This is a genomic window from Acinetobacter sichuanensis (genome assembly GCF_003024515.2).
In the GTDB taxonomy this organism is placed as follows: Bacteria; Pseudomonadota; Gammaproteobacteria; order Pseudomonadales; family Moraxellaceae; genus Acinetobacter; species Acinetobacter sichuanensis.
This window is the reverse complement of the sequence record NZ_PYIX02000006.1, coordinates 133,895-152,409: the sequence shown is the minus strand read 5'-3', so window position 1 is coordinate 152,409 and position 18,515 is coordinate 133,895. Positions and strand designations below refer to the sequence as shown.

At 37.0% G+C, this 18,515-nt stretch carries 14 protein-coding genes and 1 pseudogene; 7 read left to right on the top strand and 8 right to left on the bottom strand.

Annotation, left to right across the window (positions count from 1 at the left end):
* Positions 1-87: 87 nt before the first annotated feature.
* The 5 genes from rbtA (at position 88) to C9E89_RS06265 (ending at position 7,376) form a co-directional block, all read left to right on the top strand.
* Entirely contained in the window at positions 88-1,902 is a 1,815-nt protein-coding gene (rbtA, locus tag C9E89_RS06285) for a rhombotarget A (RefSeq protein ID WP_107007407.1), read from the top strand.
* 14 nt (positions 1,903-1,916) lie between these two features.
* Positions 1,917-4,343 carry a CSLREA domain-containing protein gene (locus C9E89_RS06280; RefSeq protein ID WP_107007406.1) on the top strand — a complete coding sequence of 809 codons (2,427 nt, stop codon included), beginning with the start codon at positions 1,917-1,919 and terminating at the stop codon, positions 4,341-4,343.
* Positions 4,344-4,521: 178 nt separating this feature from the next.
* Positions 4,522-5,304: a tellurium resistance protein gene (locus tag C9E89_RS06275; RefSeq protein ID WP_107007405.1), complete on the top strand. Its 783-nt coding sequence runs from the start codon at positions 4,522-4,524 to the stop codon at positions 5,302-5,304.
* Between the two features lie 9 nt (positions 5,305-5,313).
* Positions 5,314-6,426, top strand: a complete 1,113-nt coding sequence (locus C9E89_RS06270; RefSeq protein ID WP_107007404.1) for a toxic anion resistance protein — start codon at positions 5,314-5,316, stop codon at positions 6,424-6,426.
* Between the two features lie 26 nt (positions 6,427-6,452).
* Positions 6,453-7,376, top strand: coding sequence for a hypothetical protein (locus C9E89_RS06265; protein WP_107007403.1), 924 nt, complete (start codon positions 6,453-6,455; stop codon positions 7,374-7,376).
* A 43-nt stretch (positions 7,377-7,419) separates the two neighbouring features.
* On the opposite strand, the gene purD is transcribed toward C9E89_RS06265, so the two are convergent.
* The 7 genes and pseudogenes from purD to C9E89_RS24085 form a co-directional block, all read right to left on the bottom strand.
* Positions 7,420-8,703 (bottom strand): phosphoribosylamine--glycine ligase, encoded by a 1,284-nt coding sequence (purD, locus tag C9E89_RS06260; RefSeq protein WP_107007402.1) that lies wholly within the window; start codon positions 8,701-8,703, stop codon positions 7,420-7,422.
* Between the two features lie 118 nt (positions 8,704-8,821).
* Positions 8,822-10,396, bottom strand: a complete 1,575-nt coding sequence (purH, locus tag C9E89_RS06255; protein ID WP_107007401.1) for a bifunctional phosphoribosylaminoimidazolecarboxamide formyltransferase/IMP cyclohydrolase — start codon at positions 10,394-10,396, stop codon at positions 8,822-8,824.
* Positions 10,397-10,491: 95 nt separating this feature from the next.
* Positions 10,492-10,761, bottom strand: coding sequence for a DNA-binding transcriptional regulator Fis (gene fis / locus C9E89_RS06250; RefSeq protein ID WP_001086304.1), 270 nt, complete (start codon positions 10,759-10,761; stop codon positions 10,492-10,494).
* A gap of 373 nt (positions 10,762-11,134) precedes the next feature.
* On the bottom strand, positions 11,135-12,007 hold the full coding sequence (locus tag C9E89_RS06245; protein ID WP_107007400.1) for a DUF3426 domain-containing protein: 873 nt from the start codon (positions 12,005-12,007) through the stop codon (positions 11,135-11,137).
* A gap of 21 nt (positions 12,008-12,028) precedes the next feature.
* Entirely contained in the window at positions 12,029-12,931 is a 903-nt protein-coding gene (prmA, locus tag C9E89_RS06240) for a 50S ribosomal protein L11 methyltransferase (RefSeq protein WP_107007399.1), read from the bottom strand.
* A gap of 113 nt (positions 12,932-13,044) precedes the next feature.
* Positions 13,045-13,938: a bile acid:sodium symporter family protein gene (locus tag C9E89_RS06235; protein WP_107007398.1), complete on the bottom strand. Its 894-nt coding sequence runs from the start codon at positions 13,936-13,938 to the stop codon at positions 13,045-13,047.
* Positions 13,939-14,322: 384 nt separating this feature from the next.
* Positions 14,323-14,556, bottom strand: a pseudogene (locus C9E89_RS24085) (hypothetical protein); the annotation flags it as partial.
* A gap of 235 nt (positions 14,557-14,791) precedes the next feature.
* On the opposite strand from C9E89_RS24085, the gene mnmG reads away from it, so the two are divergent.
* Positions 14,792-16,672 (top strand): tRNA uridine-5-carboxymethylaminomethyl(34) synthesis enzyme MnmG, encoded by a 1,881-nt coding sequence (gene mnmG / locus C9E89_RS06225; protein WP_107007396.1) that lies wholly within the window; start codon positions 14,792-14,794, stop codon positions 16,670-16,672.
* 221 nt (positions 16,673-16,893) lie between these two features.
* On the opposite strand, the gene C9E89_RS06220 is transcribed toward mnmG, so the two are convergent.
* Complete coding sequence (locus C9E89_RS06220; RefSeq protein ID WP_107007395.1) at positions 16,894-17,430, bottom strand: hypothetical protein; 537 nt, start codon at positions 17,428-17,430, stop codon at positions 16,894-16,896.
* 156 nt (positions 17,431-17,586) lie between these two features.
* Here C9E89_RS06220 and C9E89_RS06215 point away from each other — a divergent pair, with 156 nt between their 5' ends.
* The gene (locus C9E89_RS06215; protein ID WP_107007394.1) at positions 17,587-18,504 is read left to right on the top strand and encodes an ADP-ribosylglycohydrolase family protein; all 918 of its coding nucleotides are present in this window, start codon (positions 17,587-17,589) and stop codon (positions 18,502-18,504) included.
* Positions 18,505-18,515 lie beyond the last annotated feature (11 nt).

Below are 18,515 nucleotides of genomic sequence, written 5' to 3'. Positions count from 1 at the left end.
AAGCTGTGACAAAGTACGCACAAGGAATGTTAGCAAAGCTTTATGCTGGCTCATAAGAAATAATTAAAAGAAATCAAGGAGACTATAATGCTCAAACGGGGCATAGGCTTAGGATTATTATGTTTTACTGGTCATGCATTTAGTGCAAATATTGTGGTGACAACAACTGAAGACGTTGTAAAAGCCGATGATCAATGTTCGTTACGTGAAGCAATTGAATATGTAAACAAGGGAATGCCTGAAGCAGGTCTAAATGGGTGTGGTGGTAAAGAAGCCGCAGCGATTATTGAACTCAAAGGAAAGCAAGAATACCTCTTAAAAAGTCAACTTTCGATTGGTCAGAGTATACAAATAAAATCGGTTTATGATACGACTGTAACGGATACACAAAGCCAAGTAGGTCTATCTAATGCAGTTTTAAAAGCCTCTGGTAATCATCGTATCTTTAATATTAAAAAAGTCGCACTTCCAAAAGATCCAAAGGATCCAAAAGAAACAGCAACAGATGCAAAAATCACAGTCGCTTTATCAGAGTTGACCTTAGAAGGTTGTGGCGCGAGTGTTTGTGAAAAAACGGGTGGCTTAATTTATAATAATGAGCAACTTGCAATTACTGACTCTCGTTTATTAAATGGTACTGCTGAACAAGGTGGTGCAATTTATAATGCTGGTGTGCCTGGTATAGACTATAATTGGAGTGTAGTGTCTATTTCCAAGTCTTTTATAAAAGGAAATAAGGCTCAACAAGGTGGCGTGATTTATAGTGAAGCGCCACAATTTTTAGTTTCACAATCTGTGATTCGTGATAATGAAGTCACTAACGTTAACGCTTCACTTTTTGAAACGAAAGCACCGTTTAGTGCAGAAATCAGTAAAAATTTAACGGCTGAAGATCTGAGCCGAGGTATTGTTAGTAGTACTATTTTCAAGAATAAAGGCTATGTAGTTAATGTACTTGATGATATGCAAGTAAATAACGTCACCATGATTTTAAATAGCATGGGTATTTTATTAAATGCACCAAATAAAAAAGGTTATATCGCAAATAGTATTTTAGCTCAGAACGGTTCGCAAGATTGTAAAATCATAGCGGGTGGCGAAGCAGATCGTGTGAGCAATAACTTGTATTCTGTGGGCTGTGGCGGAACCAATGCACAAGCTTTAGGAAATGTACAACTGATCGCAGGGAAAACCGCAGAAGGTCAATGTGATCTAAGTTCAAAGGGTATTTTATGCCCATATAATCCTGCAAAAGATGCTGTAGTGAGCTTTTTTAAACCAAGACTAATAGAAAGCTATAAAACAATAGCAGATTCACCTATTGTCAATCGTGGTCCACAAGACTCTAATTTATTGGAGTGTGCAATTGATCAACGAGGCACTGAACGACCAGTAAATGCAAAACTCTGTGACCGTGGTGCAATAGAGTTAAAAGTAGATACAAGCACGAACTCAACAGTGGGTGAAGATATTTTATATGGTGAAGTTGCAAAATTTACCCTTGCTGATCAGTTGCAAGATGGTGAATTAGTTACACCAGCACAATGTACAACTTTATTTGGTAAGCAAGCTAATGGTGAAGCATGGAAACCAGGCTGCTTAAAAGTAGTACAAACCAATACACCATCTAAAGGGAAAATGGATATTACGCAAGAAGGTGATATTACCTATACTCCAAATGGGAATTGGCATGGTTCTGATGAATTCCAATTAAAAGTTGTAACATCAACCACTTATTTTAGTGATAACACTGAACCATATATTGCGATTACTGGTCGTGTGGTACAGGATCCACCAAATAACTTTGAAGATAAAAAAGTAAAAACTTCAGGTGGTGGAGTGGGTGTGATTGCATTATTTACTTTATTTGGCTTGATTGGTTTACGTCGAACTAAAAAATAAATTAAGGATTAGTAATGAAAAATTATAAAAAGGGAACCTTAGCCCTCATGGTAGTTGCTGCTATGTCAACAATGGCAGCAGAAGATCGAACAATTTATGTCACTACTTTTGCAGATGAAAATGGTGAAAATACAGATAAATGTTCGTTACGCGAAGCGATCACTGCTGCTGCTACACATAAAGCATTTGGTGGTTGTAATGCAGGGCAACCACATAATTCTGTAACCAATGTTATTCAGTTGGAAGCTGGTGAATATAAACTGAACTCTGAATTGCAACCAAGTTCAGCAATTACGATATATGGTAAAGCACCTACTGATTATAGCAAGCGTGATGTATTAACTAATGATTACCCAGCAGCGACTGCACTTAAAACGACCATCAATGGTCAAGGGTTAAGTCGTATTTTTAATACAAATAACACCAATACACCTACTTTAAGTTTGAATAATCTAAAGCTCATCAATGGTTCTAGTCAAAATGCACGGACAAATGCAGGTGGAGCATTATATTTAGGTGGTCCAACAGATTTAAATAATGTTGTCATTGAAAATTCAAGCTCACAAACGGGCGGTGCAATTTATTTAAATGATGTAAATAGTAGTTTGACGATTAACACAGGTACATTTCAAAAAAATAATGCTGTAACAGGTAGTGTTTTGGCAATGACTTGTAGTGATAAGTTAAATGATTCTAAACGTGTCATTGATATTTCAAATACCAGTTTTTTAAATAATGGTTCAAGCAGTAGTCAAAGTATTTTTGCGTTTTGTGGGCAACCTGAAGCGAAATTTTCTGCAAATACCATTACTGCCAATACAGCGAATGCAACGACAGGAAGTATCATTCAATTTAGTTCAACAAGTCCGCAAGGAAAAGTGAACTTAAGTGATCTTTCCAGTCTGTCTTTAGTCAGTAATACCATTGTAAGAAACTCCGCATGGGCGACATTCTTATATAATGCAGCAACCAGTAAAACACTGAACTACAATGTCATTGCCTATAATGGTGCAGGGAAATCATGCCATTACATGGGGAATGATTTAGCTACAGTTGAAAAACCAAATTTAACTTTACGAGATAATGCTTTTGCTTTGTCTGCTTCAAGTGCAAATTCAGTTTGTGAATTACCTAAAAAAGTTGAAGAAACTGTATTAAAAACCACAGTGGATTTAAGTAATACTGCATTTTCTAGTATTTTAAGTGACTTGCAGTCTGCATCACAATATACAGGTTTTATGCCTTTGTATTTTCCTGTTGTTAATACTGGCGCAAGTAAAAGCTTAGTTGATACAAAATCATTTGAATGTACAGGGTATGATCAGCGCGGTGTAGGTCGTGTGGATGCAACAAAAGAGTCTGATACTTCAGATAGTTCCAATTCATGTGATATAGGTTCAACGGAAATATTACGTTTAACTGTATTTAAAGCAGAGTTAACGAACACTTCTGTCGTGACATTATTAGATCAATATCAAAAATATGCCACTGAGTACAAAGATTTAATTGCAAATAAAGAAACTAAACCTGAGTTTTTACCTTATTATGGAATTCAGCAAAAGTTTTATGAAAACTTATTAAATATCAAGACAAAGCAAAAGTATCGTACGATTTTCTTTGATCCATTTGCATCTAATTTGCCACATGAAGTATTACTTGCAAATAATGGTCGTGAAATTCGTCATTTAACTGTAGATAATTATACTGTTGAAGCAATAGCAAAAGGGATTGGTAATATTGATGGTAAAACTGAAAAAATTACTCCTGATTCAGACTTAAAGTGTGAATGGGACAGCAGTTTAAAACTCATCAAAATGTGGCGCTTAGATGACAATATTACGCCTACAGGTGATAAAGAGTTTTGCCAATATACGCTACGTTTGAAGTCAGATACTAAAGTTTCATCTTCTGCTTATATTTTAGGGACATTTACAAATATTGCACCTATTGCCAAAGATGCTGAATTTACTGTCAAAGAGGGTTCAAATAGTCAGGTTGTACTCGATTTGCTTAATTATGTGAATGATGATGGTGATGGACTTGTCAGCACTTTAACTAAAAAATCGAAAAAACTAAGCTATTTTACAAATGCCAAAGGTGAAGATTTAGCAATTCGTATTAATAATAAGCTTGATCCACTCTTATTTAGTGCGGAGCGTACTGGTCCTTGTCCAGGTGAGGACCGTTTATATACGTGTTATGGTGGAAAAATTACAGTTCAATTGAAAAATACATTAGATCCATTTAGCTATAAATTTACTTATTTTGTTTATGATGCTGATGGTAAAATTTCAAATGAAGCGAATGTAAAACTAAATAATACAGCAACATCTGAAGGTAGCGTACGTAAGAGCGGTGGTGGTTCTTTCGGATGGTTGAGTGTTGTAGGTCTATTTGGGCTGCTAGGCTATCGTCGATATAAAAATCATTCAACTCAATAATTTGAATGAAATCTAAAAACCAGTGTTCGCACTGGTTTTTTATCATCAATCACTAAAAAGAATTTTTTACATATTTATATATTTAAAGCTCTAAATTTGTATTATAAGTTTAAATAAGACTTGTATTTAGCAAGTATGAAACCAATACATTGACCTATGATTTTTTTATTATTTTGATATGACACAATTTATAGAACTGACTCCACTCCAGCATGTACAGATTGATCCTGCTGAGTTGCTTTCAATTAAGCGCAATGACTTGGTACCTTTGTTGGATAATCAAGGGCGTCTCAATTTGTATGCAGATCAGCTGATTCAAGCGCAGTCAGTTTTACTTAATGGTGTCGATACTCAACTGACACAAAAGTTAAGTCAGGTCATTGCCCAAATTATTGAGCAATTATCCAATTCAAAGAAAAAATTGAAACAACGTAAATTTAATGCATTACAAAAATGGTTAGGTTTAGATTTAGAGTTTAGCGCAGGTCAGGTCAAATATTTTAAGGATCTTGATGTGTTAATCCAAGAAGCGAATTTTTTAAACCAAAAAATGGCAATAGAAATTCAAAAATCTCAAGCAAGGTTTCAGCAAGCTTTGGGTTTTCGTGAGCAAATGGCGAAATATATTCGTGCTGCTCAAGAGTTTTTGCATGAATATCCGCAATTTTTAAAAAATAGACATCCTTTAGATAATTTTGAAGAAAGATTATCCAAAAAAATTAATACATTAGAAACATTACAAGCCAGTAATGATATCGCTTTAGCGCAAATGCAACTGACGCAACAATTGTCTTATAGTTTAATGGATCGTTTTAAAGAGGCTCAGCAAGTGCTGATCCCTGCATGGCAATATCATCTCAAACAAAACTCTGAGCAACAGTCGATGGCTTCAGTGGGTGAATTAGATCAAAGCCGTGAAAAATTGATCGCATTATTGAAAAAATCATTAGAGCAGAAATAGGGTTGTCGTATGAATGAACTTGATAAGCATGTTGTTGAATCATCAACAGATTTACAACAACGTTATGAACAGTTAGGTTTAAAAGAAATTGGTTTAAATGCTGAAGATTATCATGAAGTTGTCAATGCTCAAAAAGAGTTAATTAATATTGATCATCATGCAGTTGCAGAATATGGTAAAAATATTGCAGCACAAACGTCGTCTTATACAGATGAATTATTAGACTTAGTTAAAAATAAAGATTTGGACGCAACTGGGCAAAAATTAAATCAAGTGGTACAAGTTGCTCAACAACTCAATACATCAAGTATTTTAAATCAGTCGAAAAGCTCAGGCTTTTTTGGTGGAATTTTAAATAAATTTAAAGGTGCAAAGCAGAGTTTTGATCAGCATTTTAATTCAACTAAAGAACAAATTGATAGTTTGGTCAAAGAAATTGAAAGTTCTCAAAATGGTTTGAAAGCGCGTGTGAATACATTGGATAAAATGTTTAGCGCTGTGCAAGATGAGTATAAACAATTGGGAATTTATATTGCCGCAGGTCAGCTTAAACAACAAGAATTACAGCAAGAAATTGCAGGATTGAGTACACAGGAACAAGATCAGCAAACCCATCAACGTATTTATGATCTAAATCATTTGGCAAATAATTTAGAAAAAAGAGTCAGTGATTTGCAAGTTTTACAACAATCTGCAATGCAAACTTTGCCGATGATTCGTATTATTCAATCCAATAATATGATGTTGGTTGATAAATTCTATGCGATTAAAAATATTACTTTACCTGCATGGAAAAACCAAATTAGCTTGGCAATTTCTTTGCAAGAACAACGTAATAGTGTGCAGTTAGCAAATACAATTGATGATGCAACCAATGACTTGTTAAAGCGCAATGCTGATTTGTTACATCAAAATTCAGTAGATACTGCCAAAGCCAATCAACGTTCAGTTATTGATATTGAAACCCTTGAATATGTACAAAACACCCTCATTAAAACAGTGAATGATGTGATTCAAATCCAAAAAGAAGGGGTGCAAAAGCGTGAAGAAGCTTCGCATCGGATTCGTGCTTTACAAACGAATTTAAAGCAATTGGTTTTGGAAAATACACAACCATCTTAAGCTCTTGATTGGTTTTGGAGAAGATATTGTCACTTAAAAATGACTACCCTATACAGTCGCTTGATTTAAAAACAGGTCTATCGACTTTAAAACAGCGTCAAAAAAAAGTGATGGCGTTGAGTGTGCTGAGTTGTGTGATTTTTATTACAACAATACTCAGTGTGTTTATTCAACAAGATCTGGTTTTTCATTTTTTAGGTTTGACGAAAGATATTTCTCAACTGCATATTCCTTTAAGCGTTGACCAAACATTACAGTCTTATATTGATCAACCTAACTATCTGATGAATTTGTTTTCATGGTTTGGTTGGTTATTGCTCAAAATTGTTGTTTCATTTATAGGTGCTTTTATTGTTGTTGCATTTTTAAAGAAATTTCGATTTTTTCTTGTGCGATTTCAGTCATTTATTTTAAAGTTTGTCGCATGGTTGTTAGCATTTGTCATGCTTTGGTCAGGTTTAACTTACTTACAATATGATTGGAATGACAATGAGCAATCTGCTTATGAAGAGCTTGTGCATTATGATCGGAATATTCAACAAAGCCATATTTTTCAGTCTTTACAACAAACGGAAACGGCAGAGCCTGTGAAGGCTTATTTGTTAGGACAAACTGCTTTATTGCATAAGCCACAAGATCGTGATGCGGCAACTAGTTATGTTGCTCAGTTGGTCAAAGCTGAACGTACAGATCCGAATTTTTTTGAATATGGTTTTAAGTCTGAACAACTTTGGGCGATGCAGCACGCTGTTTATGGCAAGTCCGTGACGGCAAGTACTGAAAAGTTGCAGCCTCGTATTGAAAAAGCACAAGCTTGGTCGGCACTGATTCAAAAGATTTTATTGGGTATTTCTGTATTGCTTTTAGTGTTCAGTATTGTTTTATATGCTTTGACGCAAAGATTTAAGCAACGTGTTATCAAAATCGAAAGACAAATTCATTTAGAATGATAAAAAACCCGCATCAAGCGGGTTTTTTATGACTTAAATGAGATTATGCATTTTCACGAGCAATCGCACGGTAACCAATATCTTTACGGTATTGCACACCATCAAAGGTCACTTTTTCACAAAGTTCCAAAGCTTTTGCCTGTGCTTCACCAATCGTATTACCAAGTGCAGTCACGCAAAGTACACGACCACCCGCAGTTACGATTTCACCATTTTCATTGGCTTTAGTGCCTGCATGAAACACTTTAGCGTCAGTCATTTCAGTGTCTAAACCTGAAATTACATCACCATTGCTAGAGGTTTCAGGGTAGCCTTTAGATGCTAAAACGATACCAACAGTTTTGCGTTCATCCCAGTCAGCTTCCGCAGGTAGGTTACCCGCAATACCTGCTTCCACTAAATCAACCAGTGATGATTTTAAGCGCATCATAATCGGTTGAGTTTCAGGATCACCAAAACGACAGTTGAACTCGATCACTTTTGGCTGACCTTGTTCATCAATCATTAAGCCTGCATACAGAAAACCTGTGTATGTGTGACCATCTGCCTTCATACCATCAACAGTTGGACGCATCACTTCACGCATGGTTTTTTCAAACACATCCGCGGTTACAACAGGCGCAGGAGAATAAGCACCCATACCGCCAGTATTTGGACCTTGGTCACCTTCAAAAATACGTTTGTGGTCTTGTGAAGTTGCCATAGGCAAGATGTTTTCACCATCAATCATACAAATGAAAGAGGCTTCTTCACCTGCAAGGAACTCTTCGATGACTACACGAGAACCTGCATCACCAAATTTATTGCCTGCAAGCATGTCATCAATCGCATCAAATGCTTCTTGATTGGTCATTGCCACGATCACGCCTTTACCTGCAGCAAGACCATCCGCCTTGATGACAATTGGCGCACCATTTTTTTCAACAAAAGCTTTCGCCGCATCTACTTCTGTAAATACATCATAGAAAGCAGTTGGAATGTTGTGGCGTTTAAGGAAATGCTTGGCAAATGCTTTAGAGCCTTCAAGCTGTGCAGCAAATTGAGTTGGTCCCCAAATTTTAAGACCTGCTGCGCGACCTGCATCCACTACACCATTTACAAGCGGTGCTTCAGGACCGACAATGACTAAATCAACCGCATTGTTTTTTGCAAAGTCGATAATTGCAGCATTGTCTAAAATATCAAGTGCGACATTTTCACATTTGTTTTCAGTTGCTGAACCTGCATTCCCAGGTGCTACAAATACTTTTGCAACTTTTTCATCTTGTGCGATTTTCCATGCAAGTGCATGTTCACGACCACCACTACCTAAAACTAAAATATTCATCATTAAAATCCTTGAGAAATAGAATCTTCCTAAATGTTCTACTATGATGTAGAAAACCCCCCTTTAAAAAAGGAGGGTTAGGAGGATTCAAAAAATAAAATGAATCTTCATTCGTCAATTAGTGACGGAAATGACGCATGCCAGTGAAGACCATCGCAATACCTGCTTCATCAGCAGCAGCAATTGTTTCTTCATCACGCATAGAACCACCCGGTTGAATGATGCATTTGATGCCTGCTTTCGCAGCATTATCAATACCATCACGGAATGGGAAGAATGCATCAGATGCCATTACCGCACCTTCAACCACTAAACCAGCATGTTCAGCTTTGATCGCAGCAATACGAGCAGAGTTTACACGGCTCATTTGACCTGCGCCTACACCAATGGTTTGACGGTTTTTAGCATACACAATTGCATTCGATTTAACGTATTTCGCAATTTTCCAAGCAAAGATCATGTCATCGATTTCTTGTTCAGTTGGTGCACGTTTGGTCACAACTTTTAAGTCATCTTTGGTGATCATGCCTAAGTCTTGGTCTTGAACCAATAAACCGCCATTCACACGTTTATAGTCAAGTTGCGCTTGACGAGCATCAATTGCAGGAAGTTCGCCACATACAAGTACACGCACGTTTTTCTTCGCGCCAGTCACTTCAAGTACGCCATCAGCAATACTTGGTGCAATGATCACTTCAACGAATTGACGGTCTACAATCGCTTGCGCAGTTGCAACATCTAGCTCTCGGTTGAATGCAATGATGCCACCAAATGCAGACTCAGGATCTGTTGCATAAGCAAGGTCATAAGCTGCTGCAATACCATCAAGAGAAACAGCAACACCACATGGGTTTGCGTGTTTCACAATGACACAAGCAGGTTTTGCAAATGATTTAACACACTCAAGTGCTGCGTCTGTATCTGCAATATTGTTATAAGATAATTCTTTACCTTGTAACTGTTTAGCAGTAGAAACAGATGCTTCAGTTGCGGTGTCTTCTACATAGAAAGCAGCAGATTGGTGCGGGTTTTCACCGTAACGTAAATCTTGCGCTTTGTTTAATTGTGTATTGAAAGTACGAGCAAATTTATCTGCTTCGCCTTCTTCCTTGCCAACACGTGCGCCTAAGTAAGACGCAATCATACCGTCGTATTGCGCAGTATGTTCAAACGCTTTAACAGCTAAGTCAAAACGAGTTGCATAAGATAAAGCGCCATCCGCTTTTAACTCAGCAACAACAGTTGCATAGTCAGCAGCATTAACGATGATGCCTACAGAAGCATGGTTTTTCGCAGCAGCACGAACCATCGTTGGACCGCCGATATCGATATTTTCAATCGCATCAGCAAGTGAACAGTTCGGTTTTGCAACAGTTGCAGCGAATGGATAAAGGTTAACAACAACAAGATCAATCGCATCAATGTTGTGTTCAGCCATCACAGCTTCATCTAAGCCACGGCGAGCCAAGATACCACCATGAATTTTCGGGTGTAACGTTTTTACACGACCGTCCATCATCTCTGGGAATCCTGTATGCTCTGAAACTTCAACTACGGCAACATTATTGTCTTTGAGCAACTTATATGTACCGCCAGTAGATAAAATTTCTACCCCTAGAGCAGCAAGATTTTGGGCAAATTCAACGATTCCAGTTTTATCTGAAACAGAGATTAAAGCGCGTTTAATAGTCATGATCTTCGTCAACAGTTTTTAAAGTCTAGAGATTTAACAAATAGGCAGAATGTAGGTAAAAAAAATGCCCACGTAAGCCGTGAGCATTTTATCATTTATTCACTCATTAAACCGTGAGCTTTTAACTTTTTACGTAAAGTGCCACGATTGAGTCCAAGAATTTCAGCAGCGCGAGTTTGATTTCCGCGTGTATATTCTAGAACTACAGATAAAAGAGGTTTCTCCATTTCTGCTAGCACCATGTCATACACTTGAGATGGTTGCTCACCTTGCAATTGTGCAAAATAGTGGCGAACTGCGCGATCTACGTGAATACGAAGAGCGACATCAGATTGTGCAGTAAAAATAGGAGATTTGCTATTCATGCGAGTTAATCCGAAAATCAGATACTACTTGGGTAAAGTAATATAAATGTGGTCTAAAAAAATATCGAGCTCCGTTTTAGATCCTAAAACGGTTGGCTCTAAAACAAGAACAATTAGCTTGCCACAACTTACACAATTGAGCGAAAAATAAGCGTAACAATACATTAATATTTGTTACAGATCGCTTTAAAACAAAAATAATCCCTTATGCGCAAAATGAGAGATTAAGCACATGGTCAAGACTGTATTTGTTGTGAAAAATTGCGAGGAGTTTGTGGTACAAAGCTTTCGTGGCGCGTATGATACCATTGTCTAAGAAAAAGTGAGCAAGAAAACTACATTTTTTTTAATTTTTTTATAGTTTTTTTCAATATTAGGGGTGAATTATTTCTAATTTCCAGTTGTCAAAGGATTTTTTGTCAATTGGTAGCTCAAATTTAAAGGTATATGGGCTATTTTGAGGAATACGTTTAATCCCTGTTAAGCTCTCAATCAGATATTCATGCGCTGAAACGGTATAGATTTTTGTCACTTGCCCTTCTTTATATAAAGAAACCTTTATTAAGGGTAGCTCTAAACTTTTTGAAAATTGATTGAGTAATTGTCCAGAAAATTGTGTTTTATTGCTCTCGAGTGCTTTTACTTTTAAGTTTTGTACCAAAATTTGTTTGTAACGTTGATCAATAGTTTCACAACGTAGTAATGAGCAAGTTTGAGTAAATAACGTATTTAATACAGGATAACGGTCTAGTAAATTCGGGTTAAACCAGAGGATTTGGAAACTCAAAATTGAAACTAACGCAATATTAATTAAAGTCCACATCATATAATAAAGTCGCGTTTTTTGAATTTCCCGATGTGGCTTATGGTTGTGATGCGTCGCTAAATGTAGAGCAGGGAAAGTTTGCGAGGCGCTATCATCAACAAAATTAAGCGTATTTAAATAGGTTCTTAGATCAATATTAGAATTTTCAATTTTACGGCTAAAAAAGTCATTAATCGTGTTTTGTTCAGTATTTAGTTTAGGCAAATGAACATGTGGCTTTGATCGATGATTTCGATAAGATAATGGGTGGTGGTTTTCATGCTCATCAGAAATTGTAGAGGATTCAAATAAATGGAGCAGTGCATTGAATTGTGTTGTGCATTTAGGACAACAGACCATACCTTGTGCGGCTGTAAGTTGAGTTACAGAAACTTTATATAAAGTTAAACAATTTGGGCAGCGGGTCTGTTTATCACTCATAAGCTCATCATTTTTATTTGTTTAAATCTGATGGCGCTTTCCAGAAATACGACACCAATTTTCATCACGTTTTTCGACTTCTACTATATCAAAAAATTGAGAATAAACATTAGAAACATCAGCTACTTGCTCTTCAATTACACCTGCAAGTGCGAACTCGCCCTCAGATTTAATTAAAGTTGAGAATTCTTCTGCAAGCATCATCAGTGGTCCTGCTAGAATATTGGCTACAAATACATCTGCTTTTTGGTCAGCAAGTTCTAAGTTGAACTCTTCAGGTAAACCAACATAAAGATTTTCCAGTACACCATTTAACTCAGCATTTTGTTGAGTGGCTAAAACAGCTTGTGGGTCAATATCAGTTGCATAAACTTTTTTTGCACCAAGCAAAAGAGCCGCAACACCTAAAATGCCTGAACCACAACCATAGTCAATGACGATCTTGTCTTTAACATCTATTTTGCCTAACCATTGTAAGCATAAAAATGTAGAAGCATGGTTGCCTGTACCAAACGCTAAACCTGGATCGAGTTTAATATTAACTGCATCTGCTTCAGGGGCTTCCATCCATTCAGGCACGATCCAATATTTTTCAGCAATTTGAATAGGTTCATATGCATCCATCCATGTACGTTCCCATTCTTGATCTTCTAAGAATTCACTACGCATCGGTTCAGTTGGCAGTTGTGTACGGATAAAAGTTTCTAAAGCTGCGACATCAATTTCTTCATCATCTTCTTGAGCATAAATGCCTGTAACAATCACTTTGTTCCAGAGTGGTGTTTCACCTGGTAGTGGTTCAAGTAGGTCTTGGTTTTCAGCATCGTCAAGGGTAACGCTTACAGCGCCAAGTGAACTTAATAATGTTTCTGTAAAATCAACTTGAGCTTGCTCAACTGTAATATGAATTTGTAACCACTTCACGGCAAAGACCTAATACTTTTCTTAAAAGCGTTATTGTAGCGGAAACCATGCATTTGTGCTGTATCAAATTAAAAAATGGACGCTAGTGTTGAACGTCCATTTTAAAAATAGAATTATAGCTTTGAGATGGAGGAATGTGTGGGGACAGATTGATTGCTTGCTAAACGTGAAATGAGCATGCCAAAAATAGCTGCGAAAAAATACATAAAAATTGAATAGACGGCTGCTGGCATAGCAACGGTCGTGTTATTCATGACAGTCAATGCAATGGTCATGGCTAAAGTACTATTATGAATGCCAATTTCAAAGGCGCAAGCACGTGCTTGAGCACTACTAATTCCTAAAAAACGTGGGACAAAATAACCAATGAATAGGCTGCAAATACAGAAAATAATCGTTGCAATTCCCACTTGCGCGATATATTCCACAATGTGCGCACGCTCTTTAGCGATGGCTCCTATAATAATCAAAACTAAAAATACAACTGAAAAAATTCGTAAAGGCTTATTCAGCTTTTCACTAAAATGAGGAGCATATCGTCGAATTGTCATTCCTATAGCAACAGGAATGAGAATAATGGCAAAAACTTGCATTATTTTACTGAACTGCATGCTGATTTGCTGAGCATCATTCATAAAATATTGAATCGAAAAATTCACAATTAAAGGCAATGTGAGTGCAGCAATCACTGAGTTAATCGCAGTCAGCGTGATATTTAGAGCAATATCACCTTTAAATAAATAGCTAAATAAGTTTGCTGTACTGCCACCAGGTGAAGCAGCAAGCAGCATCAGACCTACAGCAAGTAATGGCGGTAAAGCGAGAATTTTACAAAGAATAAAAGCAATACCAACAAGGAGTACGAGTTGACAAAATAAAGCGATGACCACAGCTTTAGGGTGTTTAGTCACTCGTGCAAAATCTTTTGGAGTAAGCTCAAGCCCTAAGCCAATCATAATAATGGCAAGGGCAAGAGGTAACATAATGGTGATAATCCCTGAATCCATAATGTATCCCTTTGTTATTTTGGTTTATTTGTCATATAGCGCTTTTTACTAAAGCTTCTTTAATATAGTGTAAAAAATGTGCTGTGGATATGAAAAATGAATATCCATGAGATCGTAATTCATTTAAATTTAAAGTATTAATTTTATATGGGTTTATAGCTTATATAAAAAAGCGATCAACTTATAACGTTAATCGCTTATAAAATAGAAAGAGAATTATTGAATTGCAGGTGCTGCTTCAGTCGGTTGCTCGCTTGATTGTTGAGTGGCTTGCGGTGCTTCGTTGACTGCGGCAGGTGCATCAGCAGTTGCTGCAGGTACTTGTTCTAGAGCAGGAGTGCTTGCTGCGGCAGGCTCAATTGCTGCTGCGCTGTTGCCACCTGCTGGTGCAGGGAATGTAAATTGCAATTTACCATTTGCATTTGGTTCACAACTACCATTATAAGTTACACCTTTATTGGCATAAACAACCCAATCTCCTTGCTTTTTATTTTTACATACTTGAATCTGTTTGTTGACTTCAGCCTTACTTGCGTTTTCATCTGCTGCATGTGCAAAAGAAAAAGCGAGGCAGCTTAGTAATGATGTTGCAATCACTTTAGAGATCGTATTTTTCATAATCGTTTTCCTTTATATAAAGTGAATCTTCAAAACAAATATTGCTTGAGTGTTTTTTATCCTAATCAAGTTTTGAATAATTTAAATTTCATTTATATGTGAATAGTGCAACAAAGTGTCAAGTTGTGTAATATTTCCTAACGGTCTAATGCAAATAATTTTGTAAAACTGCCTAATACTGAAACCAAATTTTTGCTATAATTTTACGTCATTTTATTTTCTCTCAATTATCACTATGCATTATCCTAAAGTTTACGATGTCATTGTTATCGGCGGCGGTCACGCAGGTACGGAAGCGGCACTTGCTGCGGCACGTATGGGTCGACAGACTTTACTCCTTACTCATAACATTGAGACTTTAGGGCAGATGAGCTGTAACCCAGCCATTGGTGGTATTGGTAAATCTCACCTTGTACGTGAAATTGATGCCTTAGGTGGCGCAATGGCATTAGCTGCCGATAAAGGCGGTATCCAATTCCGTATTTTAAACTCACGTAAAGGTGCAGCAGTTCGTGCAACACGTGCGCAAGCTGATCGTATCCGTTATAAAGCTGCAATTCGTCATACCTTAGAAAACCAAGCAAATTTGGATATTTTCCAACAAGCTGCTGACGACTTATTGGTTGAAGGCGATACCGTAAAAGGTGTGGTTACTCAAATGGGTATTCGCTTCGATGCGAAAACCGTTGTATTGACCACAGGTACATTCCTTGGTGGTGTCATTCACGTTGGTTTGAATAATTCGTCAGGTGGTCGTGCGGGTGATCCGCCATCTATTTCATTGGCAGCGCGTTTACGTGAGTTAAATCTTCCTGTTGGTCGTTTAAAAACAGGTACACCGCCACGTATTGATGCGCGTTCAGTTGATTTTTCTGTGATGATGCCACAACCGGGTGATTTCCCATCGCCAACCATGTCATTCATGGGCGATGCATCAATGCATCCTGAACAAGTGAATTGCTATATTACCCATACCAATGAGCGTACCCATGACATCATTCGTGGTGGTTTAGATCGTTCACCAATGTATACAGGTGTGATTGAAGGGGTGGGTCCTCGTTATTGCCCGTCCATCGAAGATAAAATCAATAAATTTGCAGATAAAAACTCGCATCAAGTATTCCTTGAGCCTGAAGGTTTGGATACTCACGAGTTATATCCAAATGGTATTTCAACATCTTTACCGTTTGATGTTCAGTTTGAATTGGTTCGTTCGATTCGTGGTATGGAAAATGCGCACATTTTGCGTCCGGGTTATGCGATTGAATATGATTATTTCAATCCTCAAGCATTGAAGTTCTCTTTGGAAACCAAAGCCATCAATAACTTGTACTTTGCAGGTCAAATCAACGGTACAACAGGCTATGAAGAAGCAGGCGCACAAGGTTTACTTGCCGGCTTAAATGCTGCACGCCGTGCTTGGGATCAGGAGCAATGGACACCAAAACGTGATGAAGCGTATATGGGCGTTCTTGTGGATGACTTGATCACATTGGGTACCAAAGAACCGTACCGTATGTTTACTTCACGTGCCGAATACCGTTTGATGCTCCGTGAAGACAATGCGGATCAGCGTTTAACACCAATTGGTCGTGAAATGGGCTTGGTGGATGATGCACGTTGGGCAAACTACTGTGAAAAAATGGAAGCAGTAGAAACTGAAAAAGCACGTTTACAGCATCTTTGGGCTGCACCAAACAATCCATTGGGTAAAAAATTCGTTGATTTGACTGGTGATGACTTGTCTAAGGAAACCAATGCGATTGATTTGCTCAAACGTCCAAATATCAATTTCTCACAAATTGCTGAAATCACGGGTTCAGAAGTGACTGCATTTGTCGGTGAGCAAATTGAAATTGCGGTGAAATATGCGGGTTATATTAACCGTCAACAAGAAGATGTTGCGCAAATGAAGCGTTTGGAAGATACGCGTATTCCTGCTGATTTTGATTATGATGTGGTTTCAGGTTTGTCTCGTGAAATTACCTTGAAGTTAAAAGATGTTCGTCCTGAAACTTTGGGGCAAGCAGGACGTATTCCGGGTGTAACGCCTGCGGCTGTTCAGTTGCTGATGATTACGATTCGTAAAAATCATGCAGCGAAAAAATCGGCTTGATAAATTGATTTTTACTTAAATAGATTTGGAGTAGCTCACAAATGTGGGCTATTTTTTTGACAACTCAATAACGAACTAATTGAATAAGACAGATAAAATAAATGACCTAGAATAAAATACTATTTGCTTTCTATTATAAGTACCAATATTGGTCATAAAAATCATCTTGTAGGTGAGGAGGAATGGCTGAAATTTTAAGGAATGCTACTTAGGAGAATATTTTAATCAATGTCATATGAATTTACATCAAGATATATTTGATAAAAATCATCGTTAAAATGATATTTCATTACATCGAGAAATGTATTTTTTATCGTGTTAAATATACGTTTAACTTCATCAACTTTAACAAATTCAATTTCACCAACATCTGAACCAAAGATACTTACAGCTTTTATCGAATACAAATAATCCTTTACTGTAAAGTGATAATAATTGTCCCAACCTTGCTCAATGAGATCTAATGTAAAGTCAGTACCATTATTTAAAGATGTTAAAACTTCAGGAAAAATATTTAGAAATTGATCAAAAATATATTTATATGAAGTGGTTCCTAAATTACAAATGTCTAAAACAAAATCAAATTCGGTTTTTTCAACCAATAGTTCTTTCACATGAAAATTTAATAAAAAATAATAAGTTGCTTCATCGCTATATGGGTCATCAGTCATGTCACTTTGAATACAATCGAAAATATTCTTTGCCTCATTAGGCTGAATTTTAAAATGCTCTGAAAGGGTAGATATCTCAATTTTCATCGTATTCCTTTATTTTATTGAAGTTTGCTATAAGCGTGAATTATTTATAGTTAGATTGGCGAGCTAAAATTTAAACATAATTTATATCAATCAACATTGAAAATATATTGTCATTATGACACTATTAAGTTATCAAAGAATATCTAGGCAACTAAAATGACCAAACAAGATCAAATAAAAGGCGCAATTTACGGACTACTCATTGGTGATGCTGTTGGTGTACCTTACGAATTTAACTTGCCTGAACAATTACCGAGTTACGATAAAATTGATATGATTTCACCATCACATTTTCAAAAAACCTATCCAAACATACCGTTTGGAACATGGTCAGATGATGGTGCGCAAGCTTTATGCCTATTAGATTCTTTGTTATATAAAAACAAACTTGATCCTGAAGATTTTATGAACCGTATGTGTAATTGGTATCAACACGGTTATATGGCGGTGGATTTTCAAGTCTTTGATGTCGGCGTTCAAACAGCAGAATCAATCCGAAAATATTTACAGGGCGTTCAATTAGATCAAGTTGCAAAAAATGATGAGCACGCCAATGGCAATGGTTCACTTATGCGAGTTCTGCCACTAGCAATTTTGCATACAGGAACGGACGAACAATTGATTCAAGATGCTTATGCACAATCACACGTTACGCATGCACATTTACGTGCAAAGGTATGCTGTGCTTTATATTGTTTATGGGCAAGATCTATCTTAAATGGCTTAAATATTGAAAATGCTTGGCATGACGCAGTCGCTAAATTACGCAATTATTTTCAGGATAAGCCTGAAGATTTAGCGCAACTCGAATTTTATATTCGTCCTGATGAGTTGGAAAAGGGCAATGGTAGTGGTTATGTGGTGGACTGTCTAAAGTCTGCACGCTATGCCCTACAACAACCGACTTATCAAGATGTGGTTAAAACAGCAATTGCTTTGGGACGTGATACGGATACAACCGCTTGTGTTGCAGGTGGAATAGCAGGTTTATACTATGGGTTTGATGCAATTCCTCAAGCTTGGGTTGAGCAACTGAGGGGTAAAGAAATGGTTGAGTTACTGTTAGCACGATGATATGCAATTTC

Excerpts from the sequence above, each read along its gene's own strand:
- rbtA (WP_107007407.1), top strand. The coding sequence starts at position 88 with ATGCTCAAACGGGGCATAGGCTTAGGATTATTATGTTTTACTGGTCAT.
- C9E89_RS06280 (WP_107007406.1), top strand. The coding sequence starts at position 1,917 with ATGAAAAATTATAAAAAGGGAACCTTAGCCCTCATGGTAGTTGCTGCT.
- C9E89_RS06275 (WP_107007405.1), top strand. The coding sequence starts at position 4,522 with ATGACACAATTTATAGAACTGACTCCACTCCAGCATGTACAGATTGAT.
- C9E89_RS06270 (WP_107007404.1), top strand. The coding sequence starts at position 5,314 with ATGAATGAACTTGATAAGCATGTTGTTGAATCATCAACAGATTTACAA.
- purD (WP_107007402.1), bottom strand. The coding sequence starts at position 8,703 with ATGAATATTTTAGTTTTAGGTAGTGGTGGTCGTGAACATGCACTTGCA.
- purH (WP_107007401.1), bottom strand. The coding sequence starts at position 10,396 with ATGACTATTAAACGCGCTTTAATCTCTGTTTCAGATAAAACTGGAATC.
- fis (WP_001086304.1), bottom strand. The coding sequence starts at position 10,761 with ATGAATAGCAAATCTCCTATTTTTACTGCACAATCTGATGTCGCTCTT.
- C9E89_RS06245 (WP_107007400.1), bottom strand. The coding sequence starts at position 12,007 with ATGAGTGATAAACAGACCCGCTGCCCAAATTGTTTAACTTTATATAAA.
- C9E89_RS06235 (WP_107007398.1), bottom strand. The coding sequence starts at position 13,938 with ATGGATTCAGGGATTATCACCATTATGTTACCTCTTGCCCTTGCCATT.
- mnmG (WP_107007396.1), top strand. The coding sequence starts at position 14,792 with ATGCATTATCCTAAAGTTTACGATGTCATTGTTATCGGCGGCGGTCAC.
- C9E89_RS06220 (WP_107007395.1), bottom strand. The coding sequence starts at position 17,430 with ATGAAAATTGAGATATCTACCCTTTCAGAGCATTTTAAAATTCAGCCT.
- C9E89_RS06215 (WP_107007394.1), top strand. The coding sequence starts at position 17,587 with ATGACCAAACAAGATCAAATAAAAGGCGCAATTTACGGACTACTCATT.